The organism is Ruegeria sp. CG4 (assembly GCF_056537185.1).
In genome coordinates, this window is the sequence record NZ_JBQFRB010000011.1 from 104,355 (window position 1) to 120,238 (window position 15,884).

At 58.9% G+C, this 15,884-nt stretch carries 17 protein-coding genes; 4 read left to right on the forward strand and 13 right to left on the reverse strand.

Annotation, left to right across the window (positions count from 1 at the left end; translation table 11 throughout):
- Positions 1–138: 138 nt before the first annotated feature.
- Complete coding sequence (locus tag ACR0J2_RS21530) at positions 139–624, forward strand: RNA pyrophosphohydrolase (protein WP_170613028.1); 486 nt, start codon at positions 139–141, stop codon at positions 622–624.
- Positions 625–673: 49 nt separating this feature from the next.
- On the opposite strand, the gene ACR0J2_RS21535 is transcribed toward ACR0J2_RS21530, so the two are convergent.
- The 5 genes from ACR0J2_RS21535 to ACR0J2_RS21555 form a co-directional block, all read right to left on the reverse strand.
- On the reverse strand, positions 674–1,447 hold the full coding sequence (locus ACR0J2_RS21535) for an extensin-like domain-containing protein (RefSeq protein WP_480813798.1): 774 nt from the start codon (positions 1,445–1,447) through the stop codon (positions 674–676).
- A gap of 349 nt (positions 1,448–1,796) precedes the next feature.
- Entirely contained in the window at positions 1,797–2,786 is a 990-nt protein-coding gene (locus ACR0J2_RS21540; RefSeq protein ID WP_170679888.1) for an adenosine kinase, read from the reverse strand.
- On the reverse strand, positions 2,783–3,427 hold the full coding sequence (nth, locus tag ACR0J2_RS21545; RefSeq protein WP_170613035.1) for an endonuclease III: 645 nt from the start codon (positions 3,425–3,427) through the stop codon (positions 2,783–2,785). The genes ACR0J2_RS21540 and nth overlap by 4 nt, the downstream gene beginning before the upstream one ends.
- A 101-nt stretch (positions 3,428–3,528) precedes the next feature.
- Entirely contained in the window at positions 3,529–4,167 is a 639-nt protein-coding gene (locus ACR0J2_RS21550; protein WP_480813799.1) for a cysteine hydrolase family protein, read from the reverse strand.
- 1 nt (position 4,168) lies between these two features.
- The gene (locus ACR0J2_RS21555) at positions 4,169–4,618 is read right to left on the reverse strand and encodes a MarR family winged helix-turn-helix transcriptional regulator (RefSeq protein WP_480491101.1); all 450 of its coding nucleotides are present in this window, start codon (positions 4,616–4,618) and stop codon (positions 4,169–4,171) included.
- Positions 4,619–4,738: 120 nt separating this feature from the next.
- Between ACR0J2_RS21555 and ACR0J2_RS21560 the strand changes: the two genes are divergently transcribed.
- Positions 4,739–5,581: a methylated-DNA--[protein]-cysteine S-methyltransferase gene (locus tag ACR0J2_RS21560; RefSeq protein WP_480813800.1), complete on the forward strand. Its 843-nt coding sequence runs from the start codon at positions 4,739–4,741 to the stop codon at positions 5,579–5,581.
- A gap of 54 nt (positions 5,582–5,635) precedes the next feature.
- Here ACR0J2_RS21560 and ACR0J2_RS21565 read toward each other — a convergent pair whose 3' ends face one another.
- Positions 5,636–7,075, reverse strand: coding sequence for an aldehyde dehydrogenase family protein (locus ACR0J2_RS21565; RefSeq protein ID WP_170619085.1), 1,440 nt, complete (start codon positions 7,073–7,075; stop codon positions 5,636–5,638).
- Between the two features lie 202 nt (positions 7,076–7,277).
- Between ACR0J2_RS21565 and ACR0J2_RS21570 the strand changes: the two genes are divergently transcribed.
- Positions 7,278–7,928 (forward strand): peroxiredoxin, encoded by a 651-nt coding sequence (locus tag ACR0J2_RS21570; RefSeq protein WP_170613045.1) that lies wholly within the window; start codon positions 7,278–7,280, stop codon positions 7,926–7,928.
- 81 nt (positions 7,929–8,009) lie between these two features.
- Here the strand turns inward: ACR0J2_RS21570 and ACR0J2_RS21575 are convergent, their stop codons facing one another.
- The 3 genes from ACR0J2_RS21575 to ACR0J2_RS21585 all read right to left on the reverse strand — a co-directional run bounded on the left by ACR0J2_RS21575 (position 8,010) and on the right by ACR0J2_RS21585 (position 11,022).
- Positions 8,010–8,744, reverse strand: coding sequence for a glycosyltransferase family 25 protein (locus ACR0J2_RS21575; RefSeq protein WP_480813801.1), 735 nt, complete (start codon positions 8,742–8,744; stop codon positions 8,010–8,012).
- Positions 8,745–8,802: 58 nt separating this feature from the next.
- Positions 8,803–9,492, reverse strand: a complete 690-nt coding sequence (locus tag ACR0J2_RS21580; protein ID WP_480813802.1) for an outer membrane protein — start codon at positions 9,490–9,492, stop codon at positions 8,803–8,805.
- Between the two features lie 222 nt (positions 9,493–9,714).
- Entirely contained in the window at positions 9,715–11,022 is a 1,308-nt protein-coding gene (locus ACR0J2_RS21585) for an aminotransferase class I/II-fold pyridoxal phosphate-dependent enzyme (protein WP_480813803.1), read from the reverse strand.
- Between the two features lie 133 nt (positions 11,023–11,155).
- Between ACR0J2_RS21585 and ACR0J2_RS21590 the strand changes: the two genes are divergently transcribed.
- Positions 11,156–12,040, forward strand: coding sequence for a LysR family transcriptional regulator (locus ACR0J2_RS21590; protein WP_480813804.1), 885 nt, complete (start codon positions 11,156–11,158; stop codon positions 12,038–12,040).
- 52 nt (positions 12,041–12,092) lie between these two features.
- Here the strand turns inward: ACR0J2_RS21590 and pnp are convergent, their stop codons facing one another.
- The 4 genes from pnp to rpsO form a co-directional block, all read right to left on the reverse strand.
- Complete coding sequence (pnp, locus tag ACR0J2_RS21595) at positions 12,093–14,243, reverse strand: polyribonucleotide nucleotidyltransferase (protein ID WP_480813805.1); 2,151 nt, start codon at positions 14,241–14,243, stop codon at positions 12,093–12,095.
- A 200-nt stretch (positions 14,244–14,443) separates the two neighbouring features.
- Positions 14,444–14,971, reverse strand: a complete 528-nt coding sequence (locus ACR0J2_RS21600; protein WP_480813806.1) for a hypothetical protein — start codon at positions 14,969–14,971, stop codon at positions 14,444–14,446.
- A 107-nt stretch (positions 14,972–15,078) separates the two neighbouring features.
- The gene (locus ACR0J2_RS21605; RefSeq protein WP_480813807.1) at positions 15,079–15,324 is read right to left on the reverse strand and encodes a hypothetical protein; all 246 of its coding nucleotides are present in this window, start codon (positions 15,322–15,324) and stop codon (positions 15,079–15,081) included.
- 163 nt (positions 15,325–15,487) lie between these two features.
- The gene (gene rpsO / locus ACR0J2_RS21610; RefSeq protein WP_170613058.1) at positions 15,488–15,757 is read right to left on the reverse strand and encodes a 30S ribosomal protein S15; all 270 of its coding nucleotides are present in this window, start codon (positions 15,755–15,757) and stop codon (positions 15,488–15,490) included.
- Between the last annotated feature and the right edge of the window lie 127 nt (positions 15,758–15,884).

Here is a 15,884-nt window from a genome sequence, read left to right on the forward strand (position 1 = left end):
GGCGGAACTCTCCCTCGTAAACTCGGCTGATAGATTGACGTTCGCGTCAACATTGTCACGTGAAACCTAACGTCATACTCTTTGCCTTCGCCGTGCCGCTTGTTACAGACGCTACACAGCATTTTCACGAGGCCGCACATGACACCTGAAGAAATCGCCAGACTGCCGTATCGTCCCTGCGTCGGGCTGATGCTGATGAATGGCGAGGGCAGGATATTCGTCGGTCAGCGCAACGACCGCCACGCCGAGGCCTGGCAAATGCCGCAAGGTGGCGTGGACAAGGGCGAAGACCCCCGCGATGCGGCCCTGCGCGAACTGATGGAAGAGACGGGCGTGACTGCGGACCTGGTTCAGATCGTGGCCGAGACCGACGGCTGGCTGCCATATGATCTGCCGCATGACATCGTTCCGAAAATCTGGAAGGGCCGCTTTCGCGGGCAGGAGCAGAAATGGTTTCTGCTACGCTTTACAGGCCGTGACGATCAGATCGATATCCAGACCGAACACCCGGAATTTACCCGCTGGAAATGGCAGGAGCCCGCACACCTGGTCGACGAGATCGTTCCGTTCAAGCGGGACGTGTACCAAAGGGTGTTGGAGGCCTTTGAAGAACACCTTTTCTAAGTCAGGCGTCCGTCAGCCGACTTGACTGCGTGATGGCCATGCCTTGCGCCTACCGACACAACGGCCCACCGCCGCGCCGGGCGGTGTCGAAATGAAAATGGCCTTTGTGAAACCGGTCTGAATCTGGGCCGAGAACTGTTCCGAACAGACCACAGGCACCCTTGTGCAGTTCACGCAAAACGTCGCTGTTGTCCTCATCTGTCCAACCGTCGCCCACCGTGATGATGGTGCCGTCCCAGAGCACAAAGGAAGAAATGTCCACGGCGCGGCCTCTGGCGTGTTCCGACAGGCGCGCGCGGGGCCGGTTGTTCTGCGTCCGACAGGCGTAGTGGCCCGCAAGCCGCATTCCTTTCAGGCCGCCGCCCTTATCCGCGAATGCCGGTTTGGCCGTGTTTTCAATCCAGGTCTTCAGCGTGATTGCGGTTTCGCAATCCATCAACGCCAATTGACTGAGTGCGACATCCGAGATCTTTCGGACACGAACCGGGTTCGCGATCCTGCACCCCCTGTATGGCCCCGATATCTGCTTGAGCGTTTCGCCCAGAATGGTCCAGTCTTTGCACACCGCACCCCGATTGCGCATGCGTTCGCGTCCCAGGGCAACGTTGCGGAACTTGCAGGGCCTTAATTGCGGTCGCCGTGACTCGGTGACTTCGGTCCCGGGTGTTTCGGCAGACAGGTCCGATGCCTTGTCCGATTCAAGCGCGCCGATTTCAAAGGCAACCAGATCGACCGCGTTTCGCACCGGGCTTTCGGCACAGTCCGGTTCGGCCTGCGCTGCGGCGGACCATAGCACCAGAAGTGCGACCAGACCCCGCCTCAACGCGCTGAATCCACCGAAAGGTTCTTCACATTCAAATCCCGGGACGCCGCTGACTTGTGGGCACATCCGGATCGGGAACGGGTAAAGAATGGTCCCAGAAAGGAATTATCGCATTTACGTGCCAAATTAAGTTTCGCTTTTCAAACAGTGCCAGAACGCCGGGAGCAGCGAAGGGCTTCGGCTGAATGATAAGAAGAAATGCCTTCTGTTGTTAAACAGTTTTTTCCAAGCGATCAGGACACGTCGGCGCAAGGCTACGCAGAAAAACCCGCGCCCGATCCGCCGATCCTGAAAATGAAAACCCGCCAGCCGATCCGGCAGGCGGGTCAGGAATGCATGCATGCAGGGGTCAGAGCAATCCTTCTTCCCGCAACAGCGCGACCAGATCCGCCTCGGGCCTGGGTCCGATATGGCTGATGACTTCACGGGCGCAGATGTTGCCGATCCGGGCGCAGGTCTCATAATCCCGGCCTGTGGCCATGCCGAACAGGAACCCGGCGGCGAACTGGTCGCCCGCGCCGGTCGCATCCACCGGTACAACCTTCTGAACGGGAACGTCGATGCGCTGTCCTTCGTGCAGAATCGTCACACCGTCGCCCGAGCGGGTGCATACGACCAGCCGGCAAATCTCGGCGGTTTTGGCCAACGCTTCTTCCAGGTCGTCAGTTTCGAACAGCGATTTGATCTCGGCCTCGTTGCCGATCACGAAATCCAGCTCGTTCTCGATCAGCAGAAGGAAATCCACCCGGTGGCGTTCAACGCAGAAGGGATCGGAAATGGCGATACCCGCCTTGCCGCCGCCTTTGTGGCAATTGCGCGCGGCCTCAAGGAACGCGGCCTTGCCCTTTTCCTTGTCGAACAGATAACCCTCAAGAAACATGATCTGGCTGTTGCCTGCCACGTCGGCTGGAACATCCTTGGACGACAGTTCCGAGGAAATCCCCAGATAGGTGTTCATCGACCGTTCACCATCGGGCGAGACAAAGATCATTGAACGCGAGGTCGGCAGTTCACCACCCGGGACCGGTGCGTTCACGAAATCCACACCGTCTTCGTTCATCGCGTTGGCATAGAACCGGCCAAGCGCGTCGTCATGCACCCGACCGATGAAGGCAGCGTCCAGCCCAAGCGCTCCGGCACCGGCGATGGTATTGGCCACCGAGCCACCTGGCGTCTGGACCCGGCTGCCCATCGCGGCGTACAGCACCTCGCCGCGCTCGCGTTCGATCAGTTGCATGATGCCTTTTTCGATGCCCATCAGCTCAAGAAAGCTGTCATCGGCTTGGGAAATCACGTCAACGACGGCATTTCCGATGCCGACAAGCTGGTAGGTTTTCATAGGTTCTTGTCCTCGAATTGACAGAGATCGCGGATAATGCAGGTTCCGCACAGAGGTTTGCGCGCTTTACAATGATAGCGGCCGTGCAGGATCAGCCAGTGATGCGCGTGCAGCTGGAAATCGGCCGGAATGTTGTCCTCGATGGCACGTTCGACGGCGTCCACGTCCTTGCCGGGGCAGATCCCGGTTCGGTTGCCAACGCGAAAGATATGGGTGTCCACCGCCTGCGCCGGTTGCCGCCACCACATGTTCAGCACCACATTGGCCGTCTTGCGCCCCACCCCCGGCAGCGATTGCAGCGCGGCACGGGAGTTGGGAACTTCGCCGCCATATTCCTCGACCAGAATTCGGCTCAGCTTGATGACGTTCTTGGCTTTCTGACGAAACAAACCGATGGTCTTGATGTGTTCGGTCAGACCCTCTTCGCCCAGCTCCAGCATCTTCTGCGGTGTATCTGCGATCTTGAACAGCGCGCGCGTGGCCTTGTTGACACCCGCATCGGTTGCCTGCGCCGAAAGCGCCACCGCCACGACCAGGGTGTAGACATTCACATGTTCCAACTCGCCTTTGGGTTCCGGGTCGGCTTGTTGAAAGCGTGTGAAGATCTCTCGGATCGTGTGGTAGTCGAGTTGTTTAGCCATCCAGAACGGTATGCCCTGCCGGATCGCTGCCCGCAATTAAAAAGGCGGGAAATTGGCAATACGAATGGCCGAGTGTCGGGGCTGCTATCGGAGTTTCACGCCTACAGCCCTCGAAGCTCCGCCCCATTTGACTCCAGCCGCTCCTTGACCTTCGCCCAGTTTGCTGGATTAGCAGCCAGAACAGCCGTCGGGTCTATGTGCACCCGATACCCCCGGTTCAGCGCCCCCTCCGCCGTCTTGTTGACGCAATGACAACCATCAAGGCCGGTCAGGATCAGTGTTCCAATCCGATTGTCTTCCAAAAACTGTTCAAACGCACTCGAGGAAAAGGCATCGCCTACGGTTTTTACAAACTCCGCATCCGCATTCAGTCCAAGGCGCGGATCGGTCTCAATCCCGGCCGACCCTTCATTGCCACGCCCCTGATTGAACCAGCCGTTCAGAAGGTTCGCCAGCCTGCCCTTGAAAACGTGCCGAATGGCGATCACGGGCATTCCGGTCTCGCGAGCCTGCCTGACGGAGTCTCTGATGTTCGAAATGGCGCCATCCAACTCCGCTGCATCCCATCCGGGTATTGAGGTGAAATCAGTCTGCATGTCGATCACCACCAGCGCCGTTTCCGGACGAGCGGCCAGATCAATTGCCGGTCCGGTTGTTGGCGTGCCAATCCTGCGAATTTCATTGAGAACATAGAGAACCGCGATCACACTTCCCGCGATGATGATCCAAATAACCGACATCTCATACCTCCTCAGTCAGATCGGCGAAAAACCGTGTGAGCGCCATTTGCACCTTATGGTAAGTCGCAAGCTCTTCGGGAGAGAAGTCTGTGGAAAAACCGGCCAGTTTTGACATTTCATCTGTTCTGATCGCAGTGATGATGTCTTGGCCGGTGGGTGTCAGCCGATAGCAGTAAGAACGCGCGCGCTTGGGGTTGGCGCGACTGTCGACCAGACCGGCCTTCATCACTTCCTGCAGGATGCGCGCGACGTATTGCCGTTTTAGCTGCAACTCGGTGCACAACTGTGGGGCCGTCGCTCCGGGGAAAAGGGATAACCCCTCAAGGATCGCACGTTGTCCAACAGTTACGCCTTCACGATTGCTGCCGCGTTCAACCGCGGCTGTAATGTTGCGTAGCAGGGGCCGCGTGGCCTGAACTGCCTGATAGAGCTGATCCAACGAATGTTCCATGCCCTCAATCTTGATGGGTGCAAAACAATTCGTCAACTCAGTTGACAAGAATATGCGCAGGTTCCGGGTCGCGGCATTGGTCTGAGCGCGGTAATGTTAATGCAAGCGAAGAGGTGCAACATGAACGTCCAGAATCCAGAAACCGGCTATCACTACAACGTCATGCGCCGGGCCATCGATCTGATCGACCAGGGCGGCGAAGCGCTCAGCCTCGAAGAGCTTGCTCGCCAGATGGACATGAGCCCCGCGCATTTTCAGCGGTTGTTTTCGCGCTGGACCGGGGTGTCGCCGAAACGTTATCAGCAATATCTGACGCTGGGCCATGCAAAGGCACTGCTGAGGGAACGGTTCACCACATTGGAAACCGCGCACAATGTCGGCCTGTCCGGCAGTGGCCGCCTGCACGATCTGTTCCTCAAATGGGAATCCATGAGCCCCGGCGAATATGCCCGCAAAGGCGAAGGACTGGCGATCTTCTGGGGCTGGTTCGAAAGCCCCTTTGGCCCGGCTCTGGTCATGGGAACGGAAAAGGGCATCTGCGGTATCGCGTTTGCGTCCGAGACGGGCGGGGAAGCAGCGATGGAGGACATGGTCGCGCGCTGGCCGAATGCGGAGTTTGTGGAAAATTCCGAACGGTTGCAATCATGGGTGCAGGGCGCCTTCGGGCCCAGCCGCGCCGAGACGCCGCTGCACCTGCTTGGCTCACCTCTGCAGATCAAGGTGTGGGAAGCATTGATGCACATCCCGTCGGGTCAGGTCACGACCTATTCCGAGATTGCGCAGCGGGTCGGTTCGCCACAAGCCGTGCGCGCCGTGGGAACAGCCGTGGGCCGCAACCCGGTCAGCTGGCTGATCCCCTGCCACCGCGCCCTGCGCAAATCCGGCGGGTTGGGCGGCTATCACTGGGGGCTGCCGGTGAAACGCGCGATGCTGGCATACGAAGCCGCGCAGGCGGATGCCTGACGCCCAGTAAGCGAGGCACCCTCGGGTGCCGCGCATCTGACTTGTTGTGGCGCGTTACTCTGCCGCCCAGCCGCCGACCGCTTTGACTTCCAGAAAGTCCTCAAGCCCCCAGACGCCGCCTTCGCGCCCATTGCCGGATTGCTTCATGCCGCCAAAGGGCGAGCCGGCACTGCGGGACTGGCCATTCATCTCAACCATGCCGGACCTCAGGGCGCGGGCCATCCGGTTGGCACGTGCACCGTCCTGTGTCTGGACATAGTTCGTCAGGCCGTAGGGCGTGTCATTGGCGATCCCGATGGCCTCCTCCTCGGTGTCGAAGGGGATCATGGTCAGGACCGGGCCAAAGATCTCCTCGCGGGCGATGGTCATCTGGTTGTTGGCATCGGCAAACACGGTGGGTCGCACATAGTAGCCCTTGTTCAAACCTTCAGGCCGACCGGTGCCGCCCGCGACCAGGCGTGCGCCTTCGTCAATGCCTTTCTGGATCAGGTCCTGAATCTTGGTCCACTGCACCTCATTCACGACCGGGCCAATGTGGCGACCTTCTTCGGCGGCGCTGCCGACAGTGACCTTACCGGCCACTTCGGCCGCCGTTTCGACCGCCTGATCATAAATCGGACGTTGCACCAGCATTCGGCTGGGCGCGTTGCAGCTTTGGCCCGTGTTGTTCATCATGTGCAGAACGCCGCGCTTGACCGCCTTTTCGTCCGCGTCGGCGAAGACGACATTGGCGCCCTTGCCGCCCAGTTCCAGATGAACTTTCTTCAAGGTATCAGCCGCGCTTTTCGAAATTGCGGTCCCAGCACGGGTCGAGCCGGTGAAGCTGACCATATCCACATCCGGATGCGCAGACAGTTGCGAGCCGACCCCGGCGCCATCACCGTTGACGAGGTTGAACACACCGGGCGGAAAGCCTGCCTCGTCCATCATCTCGGCAAAGATCATCGCGTTCAGCGGGCTTTGTTCCGAGGGTTTCAGCACCATGGTGCAGCCTGCGATCGCCGCCGCACCGACCTTGAGCGTGATCTGGTTCATCGGCCAGTTCCACGGGGTGATCAGGGCCGCCACGCCGACGGCCTCGTAGATGATTCGGTCATTTGGGGCGTGGTCGCCCAGCGGACGCTCGAACTCAAAGGCTTTGGCGGCCCGGATGAAGTTCTTCAGGTGCCAGATACCTGCACCCGATTGCTGGGTGCGCGCCATGTCGATGGGCGCACCCATCTCAAGCGACATTGCCTGCGCCAGATCTTCGCTGCGGGTCTGGTAGATATCTGCAAGTTTTTCCACCATTGCGATCCGCTGCGCCACCGGTGTCGCCATCCAACCCGGCAGAGCGGCCTTGGCAGCAGCAACTGCAGCGTCGGTATCCGCCTGGGAGCCCAGTGAAATCACCGCGCATGGTTCCTCGGTCGAGGGGTTGATGACGTTGAAATCCTGGGGCGCTGACGGCGCGACCCACTGTCCGTTGATGTAGAAATTGCGTTTCTCGATCATGGCCTGTCCTCCTGATCCTGTTGCCCCGGCTTCGGGCTCGGCGTCACTCTGTCATTGCCGCCAAATACGGGCAAGAGATAATTTGATCAAATTATTTCTGCGAATTGCTGACTGCTTTGCCCTGCATATGGTTTAACAATTGCGGAAAGTGTTTAGGTTTACGGCAACCGACTCGGTTTTTTCACAGGAAAGGAGATGTCCCATGGGTTTGCGCATCAACGATACCGTCCCGAATTTCACTGCAGAAACGGATCAGGGCACTGTTCAGTTCCACGATTGGATCGGCGACAGCTGGGCCATCCTGTTTTCGCACCCCAAGGATTTTACCCCGGTCTGCACCACCGAATTCTCGGCTGTGGCGCAGCTGAACGATGAATGGGCTGCGCGTAACACCAAAGTGATCGGCGTGTCCGTCGACGGTGTGGAAGATCACAAGAAATGGAAAAAGGACATCGAGGCCTATGGCAATGCCAACCCCGGTTTCCCGATTATCGCCGATGACGGTCTGGCGGTATCCAAGGCCTTTGACATGCTGCCTGCCGAAGCCTACCTGCCCGATGGCCGCACACCTGCCGACAGCGCCACGGTGCGGTCGGTCTTTATCATCGGGCCGGACAAGCAGCTGAAGCTGTCCATGACCTATCCGATGACTGTCGGCCGCAACTTTGCCGAGATCCTGCGCGCGCTGGACGGGTTGCAGATGAGCGCGAAGGGCGTAGCGACCCCGGCAAACTGGGTTCCGGGTGAGGATGTGATTATCCCGCCCACCGTGTCGAATGAAGACGCCAAAGCGAAGTTTGGCGAGTTCGAGACGATCTTCCCATATCTGCGCAAGACCAAGGCGCCGTCGTAACGGCTGCTTGGGTCCAGGGGGGGCTGCCCCCCCATCGCGCCCCTCGGGGCGCGATTTCTCCCGAAGGTAATTTCTATCTGATTACGGCAGTGGTCTTTGTGGGTGCAGGTGTAGCTTCGCCCGGTAAGCAGCGCGCTTGAATTCGCGGGTCAGCTTGTCGCTGAGCGGTGGTTTTGTCTGAATGGTGGAGCCGCCGATTTCCCGCGCCACTTCACGGTTGCCGCTGCCCAGCAGGGCGTGGATCGGCTGGCCGGTCAGCCAGTGCATCTGCTGAAACGTGTCCACGGGGCGGTCGATTTCGTTGGTTGCGGCCAGCAACCGTTCTGCGGCGCGCCGGCCAACCATCTGGCACACGCATTGCAGACCGATGACTTTCGGCAGGATCAGTTTCAAACCGTTCTTCTCGGCCAGGGTCTGCACCGGTACTTCGCGCTGTTTCACAGGGATGCGGATGTATTGCTCGGGTGTCGCAAGAGAGTCCAGCATGTCCAGTGCTTGGGCCATGCGGGGGGGATCTATGCGCAGATCATCCTCGGTGATGATGGCCAGTTCGATCTGTTCATCGACCATCTTTTTCCAGATCCGCCTGTGGCTTTCGAAGACGCCGATTTCAGCGGAGCGCAGGGGAAACGGATAATGGGGGCGGTGCAGGTTGCCGGGATGCAGTCTGACATGCGCGATCTGGTCCGGGTCGCGACCGTTCACGGCCTCGAACAATTCGGCATTGGGAAGGTCTTGGCACAACTGATCGGCATTGGCGCGGCGCGCTGTGCTTGAGGACATATGAATGACAAAGGATCGCATGCCCCCGTGCATAGATCACGCGGGCACGGGGGGAAAGCGAAACCGGAGGGAAACACTTTCCCGTACCGCGTCAGAACTTGTAGCGCAGGCCGAGATTTATGCTGAACGTATCCAGATCGTCCTCGACAGACCCGGTCAGCGCGCCGTTTGGCGCCAAACGATCGGACGAAACATCAAAGGCGCGCGAATAGCGGGCATCGACGATGAAGGCGGTGTTGTCATTGATGTCATACGCCGCCCCGGCAATCAGTTGTGCGGCAAAATCGGTGCCGCTGTCGTTCAGCTCAACCCCCGGACCATAGGCGAAGTCCAGATCTGAATAGGTCGCACCCAGACCAAAACCGAAATAGGGTGTCAGCGGTCCGCCTTGTTTGATGTCGAACAGGATGTTTGCAAACAGCGAGGTCTGAGTGACATCGCCCGAGATATTGCCCTCGGTCGCCGGTCCGTTGCCAGTGAAGTTCACCCCGTCCACATCATTTTCGCGATAGGACAATTCCAACTCGATCCGGGCTCCGATCCTGTCGTTGGACCATTGCGGAACTTCCGTCCCGATTGCCACGCCAAGCCCATAGCCCGCGTCGAAATCGGTATCAACTGATTGGTTCGCGCCACCGATCGAGCCCGAAAAATCGCTGTCCTGTAACCGGCTGTAGCCGGCGAAGCCCTGAATATAAGCGCCCTCGGTCAGGCTTTGCGCGCCAGCGGCGGAAACGCCCAGGCCCAATGCGGCAGAGGCGAGGATGAAACGGGTGATCATGGTCATGTCCTTTGTTCCGTAAGATGCACGGGGCACATGTGGGGCGGATCGGAACAAACGAAAGCCGGTTCCCGATCAACTCGGGTCACGGTGGATTTGAACGGCGTGAGTGAATAATTTCGCCGGCGGCATCGGCCCTATTGGCAATGGTGCAAGCCGCTCTAATGTATGAGGAAAACAACCGCAGGCGCATGAGATTGCGGCTCACGCGCCCGCATCGTCTTAGTGCATGAAATGCAGGGTCGAAAAGCTTTGCCGCCAGTCTGAAACTTGCCCCGCTATATCCTTTTTTGCCAAACCGTCTGCAATCTGCGTGGCCAGCTGTTCGGCGTCGGCCGCAGTCATGCCCCACCGGACCAGTTCCGGTGTTCCGATGCGCAGGCCGTTCAGATCGCCGGCGACAGCGTTAACGGGCAACCCGATGCCACAGGCCAGGAAACCCGCATGCCGCAGTGTTTTTGAGGCCGCTTGCCCGCCGCCAAAGGGCTCCGCCAGCACGGCGAACTGATGCGAGGCGGTAAAGCCCCCGGCACCCGCAAAAACCGGAACCCCTTTGGCATTCAACGCTTCGGCCAGCGCTTTGGCCATCGCAATCATCGCCGCCGCGTATTCGGCACCAAAATCGCGCCAGTCCAGCATCGTCACAGCCAGGGCCGCCGATTTGGCCGCGTCGAAATTTGCCGTCATGCCGGGAAAGGCGATGCGATCCAGCGCCTGCGCAATCTCGGCGTCATTGCTGACGATCAGTCCCCCTGCAGGTCCGCCCAGGCTTTTGTAGGTGCTCATGGTCATGAAATGCGCGCCTTCGGCCAGCGGGTTGCGCCAAGCCTTTCCGGCAATGATCCCACATTGATGCGCGGCATCGAACATGACCCTGGCATCGATTTCATCAGCGATGGCACGGATTTCGGCGACCGGATGTTCAAACAGATTCAGGCTGCCGCCAATCGTGATCAGGCGAGGCCGTTCCGTCAGCGCGATCTGCCGCAACTGGTCCAGATCGACCGTATACCCATCGGGATTGACCGGCGCTTCGATGGTTCGCAGGCCGAACAGCCCGGCACAGCCGGCCAGGTGATGGGTGACATGCCCGCCAATTGACGCGGGTGGTGCGATGATCGTGTCGCCCGGTTTGCAGGTGGCCATAAAGCCGTAAAGATTCGCAATCGCCCCAGAAGGTACCCGGATTTCGGCATATTTCGCATCGAAAATCTCGGCACACAGCTCGGCCGCGATCACCTCGATCTCTTCAATGGCTTCCAGGCCCATCTCGTACTTGTCGCCGGGATAGCCCAGCGAAGGGCGCGAGCCGATGCCCGAGGCCAGCAATGCCTCGGCCTTCGGGTTCATTACGTTTGTGGCAGGGTTGAGGTTGAAGCACTCTTTCTCGTGGATGTCACGGTTTCGTGCCACAAGCTGGTCAATCCGCCCCAGCAGATCTGCCGAGGACGCCTGTGCCGTCCTGGCCGCGATATCCTGCACAAGTGTCTCGCATGCCGCAGGGACCCAGGCCCGTTGTTCGATTGTCATATCCGTGTCCTCCATTTGCGGCCAAGATTGATCACTTCGAATGACAGCGCAAATCAGATTTGCTATTTCTTGGCGTAGAAAAGCTAAGGCTAGGAATTTGCCCGTTTCACCACGCCGCCCCAAGGGGCCACCCATGAACGCCCTGCGCGCCTTCGAGGCCGCGGCGCGTCACGGCAGTTTTGTCGCCGCTGCGGATGAACTGAACGTCACGCCCGGTGCGATTTCCCAGCATATCAAGGCGTTGGAGGGCTGGGCAGGGGTGACATTGTTCCGCCGGAATGCGCAGGGCGTACAGTTGACCCCGGCTGCCCGCAGTCTGAGCCGCGAATTTACCGAGGCCTTTGACGCGCTTGCATCCGCGACGCAAAGCCTGAGGAACCAGCAACCCAATGCGGATATCCATATCGCCGCTCTGCCGTCGGTCGCGCAGCTTTGGCTGCCCGCCCGGCTTGGGCGGATCCGGAAAATCTATCCTGATATCAATTTCTCGGTCACCGCGCTGGAATCACCGCCCAACCTGACGCGCGAGTTTTTCGACCTGTCCGTATTCTTCGCCATCCCCGATGGCAGCGCCGAGCAGGTGGTCCTGGCCAGGGATATCACCTTTCCCGTCTGCACTCCGGCATTGGCCGAAGACGTCGCAAAGGGTCGCGATCTGGGCACCCTTCCATTGTTGCACGATCAGACATGGCAGGACGATTGGGCGATTTGGTCGGATAAATCCGGGCGGGCGCTGGCTGATCCGCAAAAAGGACCGCGCTATTCCCTGTACAGTCTGGCTGTCGAGGAAGCCAAATCCGGGGCGGGGGTCTTGATGGGCCATGCCTGCCTGATCGAACAGGCGCTGCACACTGGATTGCTCTGCCCGTTATTTCCCGAAAGATGCGAGAGCGGCCTCTCACTGGTCCTGAACCGCCCGCACAGGACCCGGCGCAGGCCAGAGGTCGATGAAATCGCCGACCTGCTGAAACAGAGCGTGCAGTCGCCGGAAACCCGACCTGAAAACCAAAGCCCATAAAAAAGACCCCGGCCAAAGCCGGGGTCTTCTGTATTTCTGAATAAGGGGCAGATTACTCTGCGCTTTCCTCTTTCTTTTCTTTCTTCTCGGGGACGATCTCTTCACCGGTTTCCTGATCGACGACTTTCATCGACAGGCGAACCTTGCCACGATCGTCAAAGCCCAGCAGCTTGACCTTCACTTCCTGACCTTCCTTCAGAACATCCGACGGATGGTTCAGGCGGCGATTTTCGATCTGGGACACGTGCACCAGGCCGTCGCGCTTGCCAAAGAAGTTCACGAAGGCACCGAAGTCGACGATCTTGACCACCTTACCGGTATAGACCTGACCTTCTTCCGGCTCGGCCACGATCGAATAGATCATGTCATAGGCCTTCTTGATCGATTCACCATCGGGCGAGGCAATCTTGATGACGCCATCGTCGTTGATGTCGACCTTGGCACCCGAAACCTCGACGATCTCGCGGATGACCTTGCCGCCCGAGCCGATCACTTCGCGGATCTTGTCGGTCGGGATGTTCATGGTCTCGATGCGCGGGGCGTGGACCGAGAATTCGTTGGTCTCGGACAGGGCTTTGCCCATCTCGCCCAGAATGTGCATCCGGCCGTCCTTGGCCTGTGCCAGAGCGGTTTCCATGATCTGCGGCGTGATGCCTGCGACCTTGATGTCCATCTGCAGCGAGGTGATGCCGTTTGCGGTACCCGCAACCTTGAAATCCATGTCGCCCAAGTGGTCTTCGTCACCCAGAATGTCGGTCAGAACGGCATAGGAGCCGTCATCTTCCAGGATCAGACCCATGGCCACACCGGCAACCGGCGCTTTCAGCGGAACGCCTGCATCCATCATCGACAGCGAACCGCCGCAGACAGAGGCCATCGAGGACGAGCCGTTGGATTCAGTGATCTCCGACACCACGCGGATGGTGTAAGGGAAGTCGGTCGGCGCAGGCAGAACCGCCTGCAGCGCACGCCATGCCAGCTTGCCGTGGCCGATCTCACGACGACCGGGCGAACCAACGCGGCCAACTTCACCAACCGAATACGGAGGGAAGTTGTAGTGCAGCAGGAAGTTCGATTTGAAGTTGCCGTGCAGCGCGTCGATGAACTGCTCATCGTCGCCAGTGCCCAGCGTGGTCACGGCCAGCGCCTGCGTTTCACCACGGGTGAACAGGGCAGAACCGTGCGTACGCGGCAGCAGCGAGGTTTCGGCTTCGATGGCGCGGACATCGGTGGTCGAACGACCGTCGATGCGCTTGCCGCCTTTGACAACGTCGCCGCGCAGGATGCCGGCTTCCAGCTTTTTCATCGCGGAACCCAGGTTCGCGTCTTCCAGCTGTTCCTCGGTCAGCGCTTCCTTGATCGCTTCACGGGCAGCGGCAACAGCGGCGGTACGCTCTTGCTTGTCGGTGATCGCGAAGGCGGCGCGCATCTGCTCTTCACCGGCTGCGGCAACGGCAGCGTACAGGTCCGAGTAGTCGGGCGCTTGGAAATCGAACGGCTCTTTCGCGGTTTCTTCGGCCAGATCGATGATCAGGTCCAGAACCGGCTGGATCTGTTCGTGCGCGAAGTTCACGGCGCCCAGCATTTCTGCCTCGGACAATTCGTACGCTTCGGATTCCACCATCATCACGGCGTTCTTGGTGCCAGCGACAACCAGGTCCAGACGCTGTTCGGAGTTCAGGCGCAGGTCCTGCATGTCGTCCACGGTCGGGTTCAGGACATATTCGCCATCCACAAAACCAACACGAGCACCGGCGATCGGGCCCATGAACGGTGCGCCGGAAATGGTCAGAGCCGCAGAAGCAGCGATCATCGCAACGATGTCGGGATCGTTGACCAGATCGTGGCTCAGCACGGTGCACATCACCAGAACTTCGTTCTTGAAGCCGTCAACGAACAACGGACGGATCGGACGGTCGATCAGACGCGCGGTCAGCGTCTCTTTCTCGGTCGGGCGCGCCTCGCGCTTGAAGAAGCCACCCGGAACTTTACCGGCGGCATAGTATTTCTCTTGGTAGTGCACGGTCAGCGGGAAAAAGTCCTGACCGGGCTTTTGTTGCTTGGCAAAGGTCACGTTGGCCATGACGCTGGTTTCACCCAGCGTGGCAATCACGGTGCCGTCGGCCTGACGGGCAACCTTGCCGGTTTCCAGTGTCAGCGTCTCCTCGCCCCACTGAATCGATTTCTTTGTTACATCAAACATATGCGTATCCTAGAAGGGAGCACTCCCGGCCCTCCGGGTCTCCCGTTTGCATGGCGGCCCCATTGCCGCCGACCCCACTTTATCTTCCATTCGAGTGCCGGGGTCAGGGCACAACGTCTCAGATACCCGCGCGCTTACATGAGTTTTGGCCCGAAGGGAAGGGAAACCGGATGCCGATAGCGAAAGGGTGCCGAAAGCGTTTAGAAAGACCGTTCGCGCGATTTGCGCAGCGCGCGGATGTCTTGCGCGGGCTCTGCCGTCGGCGCGGTTGTGGCACTTGGTGCACCTTTGTCTTTGGACTTTAAAAGCGCCAAAGCAGATACGGACCAGAGCCACGCATTCAGCCACAGCAGTGCGCCGCTTGCGACGAGCCCTCTCAGGATGATCTCAAGGTCGAAGTCGGGCAAAGTCTGGACGGTCAAGATTGAAAACATGGACAAAATGATGGGAAGTAATGCGTAAACCGCCGTGAGTATGCCGAAATAAATCTGCAGGAAAATCGAAACGAAAAAGACGCAGAACAGCGAGATAAAGCTGCGCCTGAACCCGCCAAAAAATGCATGGCCTGGCGCACGCAGCCCAGCGGATTGTGCGGCACTTGCCATAGGCACTGCCATGACCGCGTAGAATGCGGCTAATACGAGAAAAAAATGATTAATTTGCTGCCCACTGCGATTAGCGCGAACGCGACCTGAGTGCTTTCGGCTGCATTTTGCAGAGCGCTCCAAGAGAAGGGTTCACCCACCTGCCAGATGGCAAACAAGATAGCGGACAGGTTCACAATGAAGGTCAGGCACCACAGTGCCGCCGCAAACAACAATCCGTACATTACCGACTACAGAACCAAAGCCCTGTAATCCGTGCGCCGCGTTTCCCCCTTCAATGCCAGAGCAGCGCGTATCCCGAACAGGCTGATGAAGGCGCTTGTAATCGGCTCGCTGACATGACCGGCCAGCCCGAGGGTGAAAATATCCAGAACCATCCACACAACTATTGAGGCGAGGCTGATCGCAAGGCTGGGAAAAACCATGCGGGGAGTGACGCGGAGCGACAGCACGAATGAGTTCAGAAATAGGAGCATTAAACAGGCTTTTGACATAGCCTTAAGTTGTGCAGGCAGACACACCTCAACCCACTGGCAATGTCAAATGCGTGGGTCGACAGTTCTGAAAAAAGAGGTTCGATGGCCACAACAAAAAACGCCCGCCAGAATGGCGGGCGTTTGAAACAAATGCAAAAAGCGATTAGCGGCGGATGCCCAGCTTTTTGATCAGGTCCTGGTAACGCGCTTCTTCCTTGCCTTTCAGGTAGTCCAGCAGCTTACGGCGCTGAGCAACCATCTTCAGCAGACCACGACGACCGTGGTTGTCTTTCTTGTGGGTCTTGAAGTGCTCGGTCAGGGTGTTGATGCGCGAGGTCAGGATGGCAACCTGGACTTCAGGCGAACCGGTGTCGCCCTCTTTGGTTGCGAATTCTTTCATGACGCGTGTTTTTTCAGCGGCAGTGATCGACATCGGGGTCTCCTTTGAAAGGTTAGAGTGAATGGCGCAGGCCGGGATGTCGTCCAGCGCAGGCCCATGGAGAAAACCGCACCGATTCCGATGCGGATGCGCGCGTATAGGCGCATTTGCGGCAAATGGC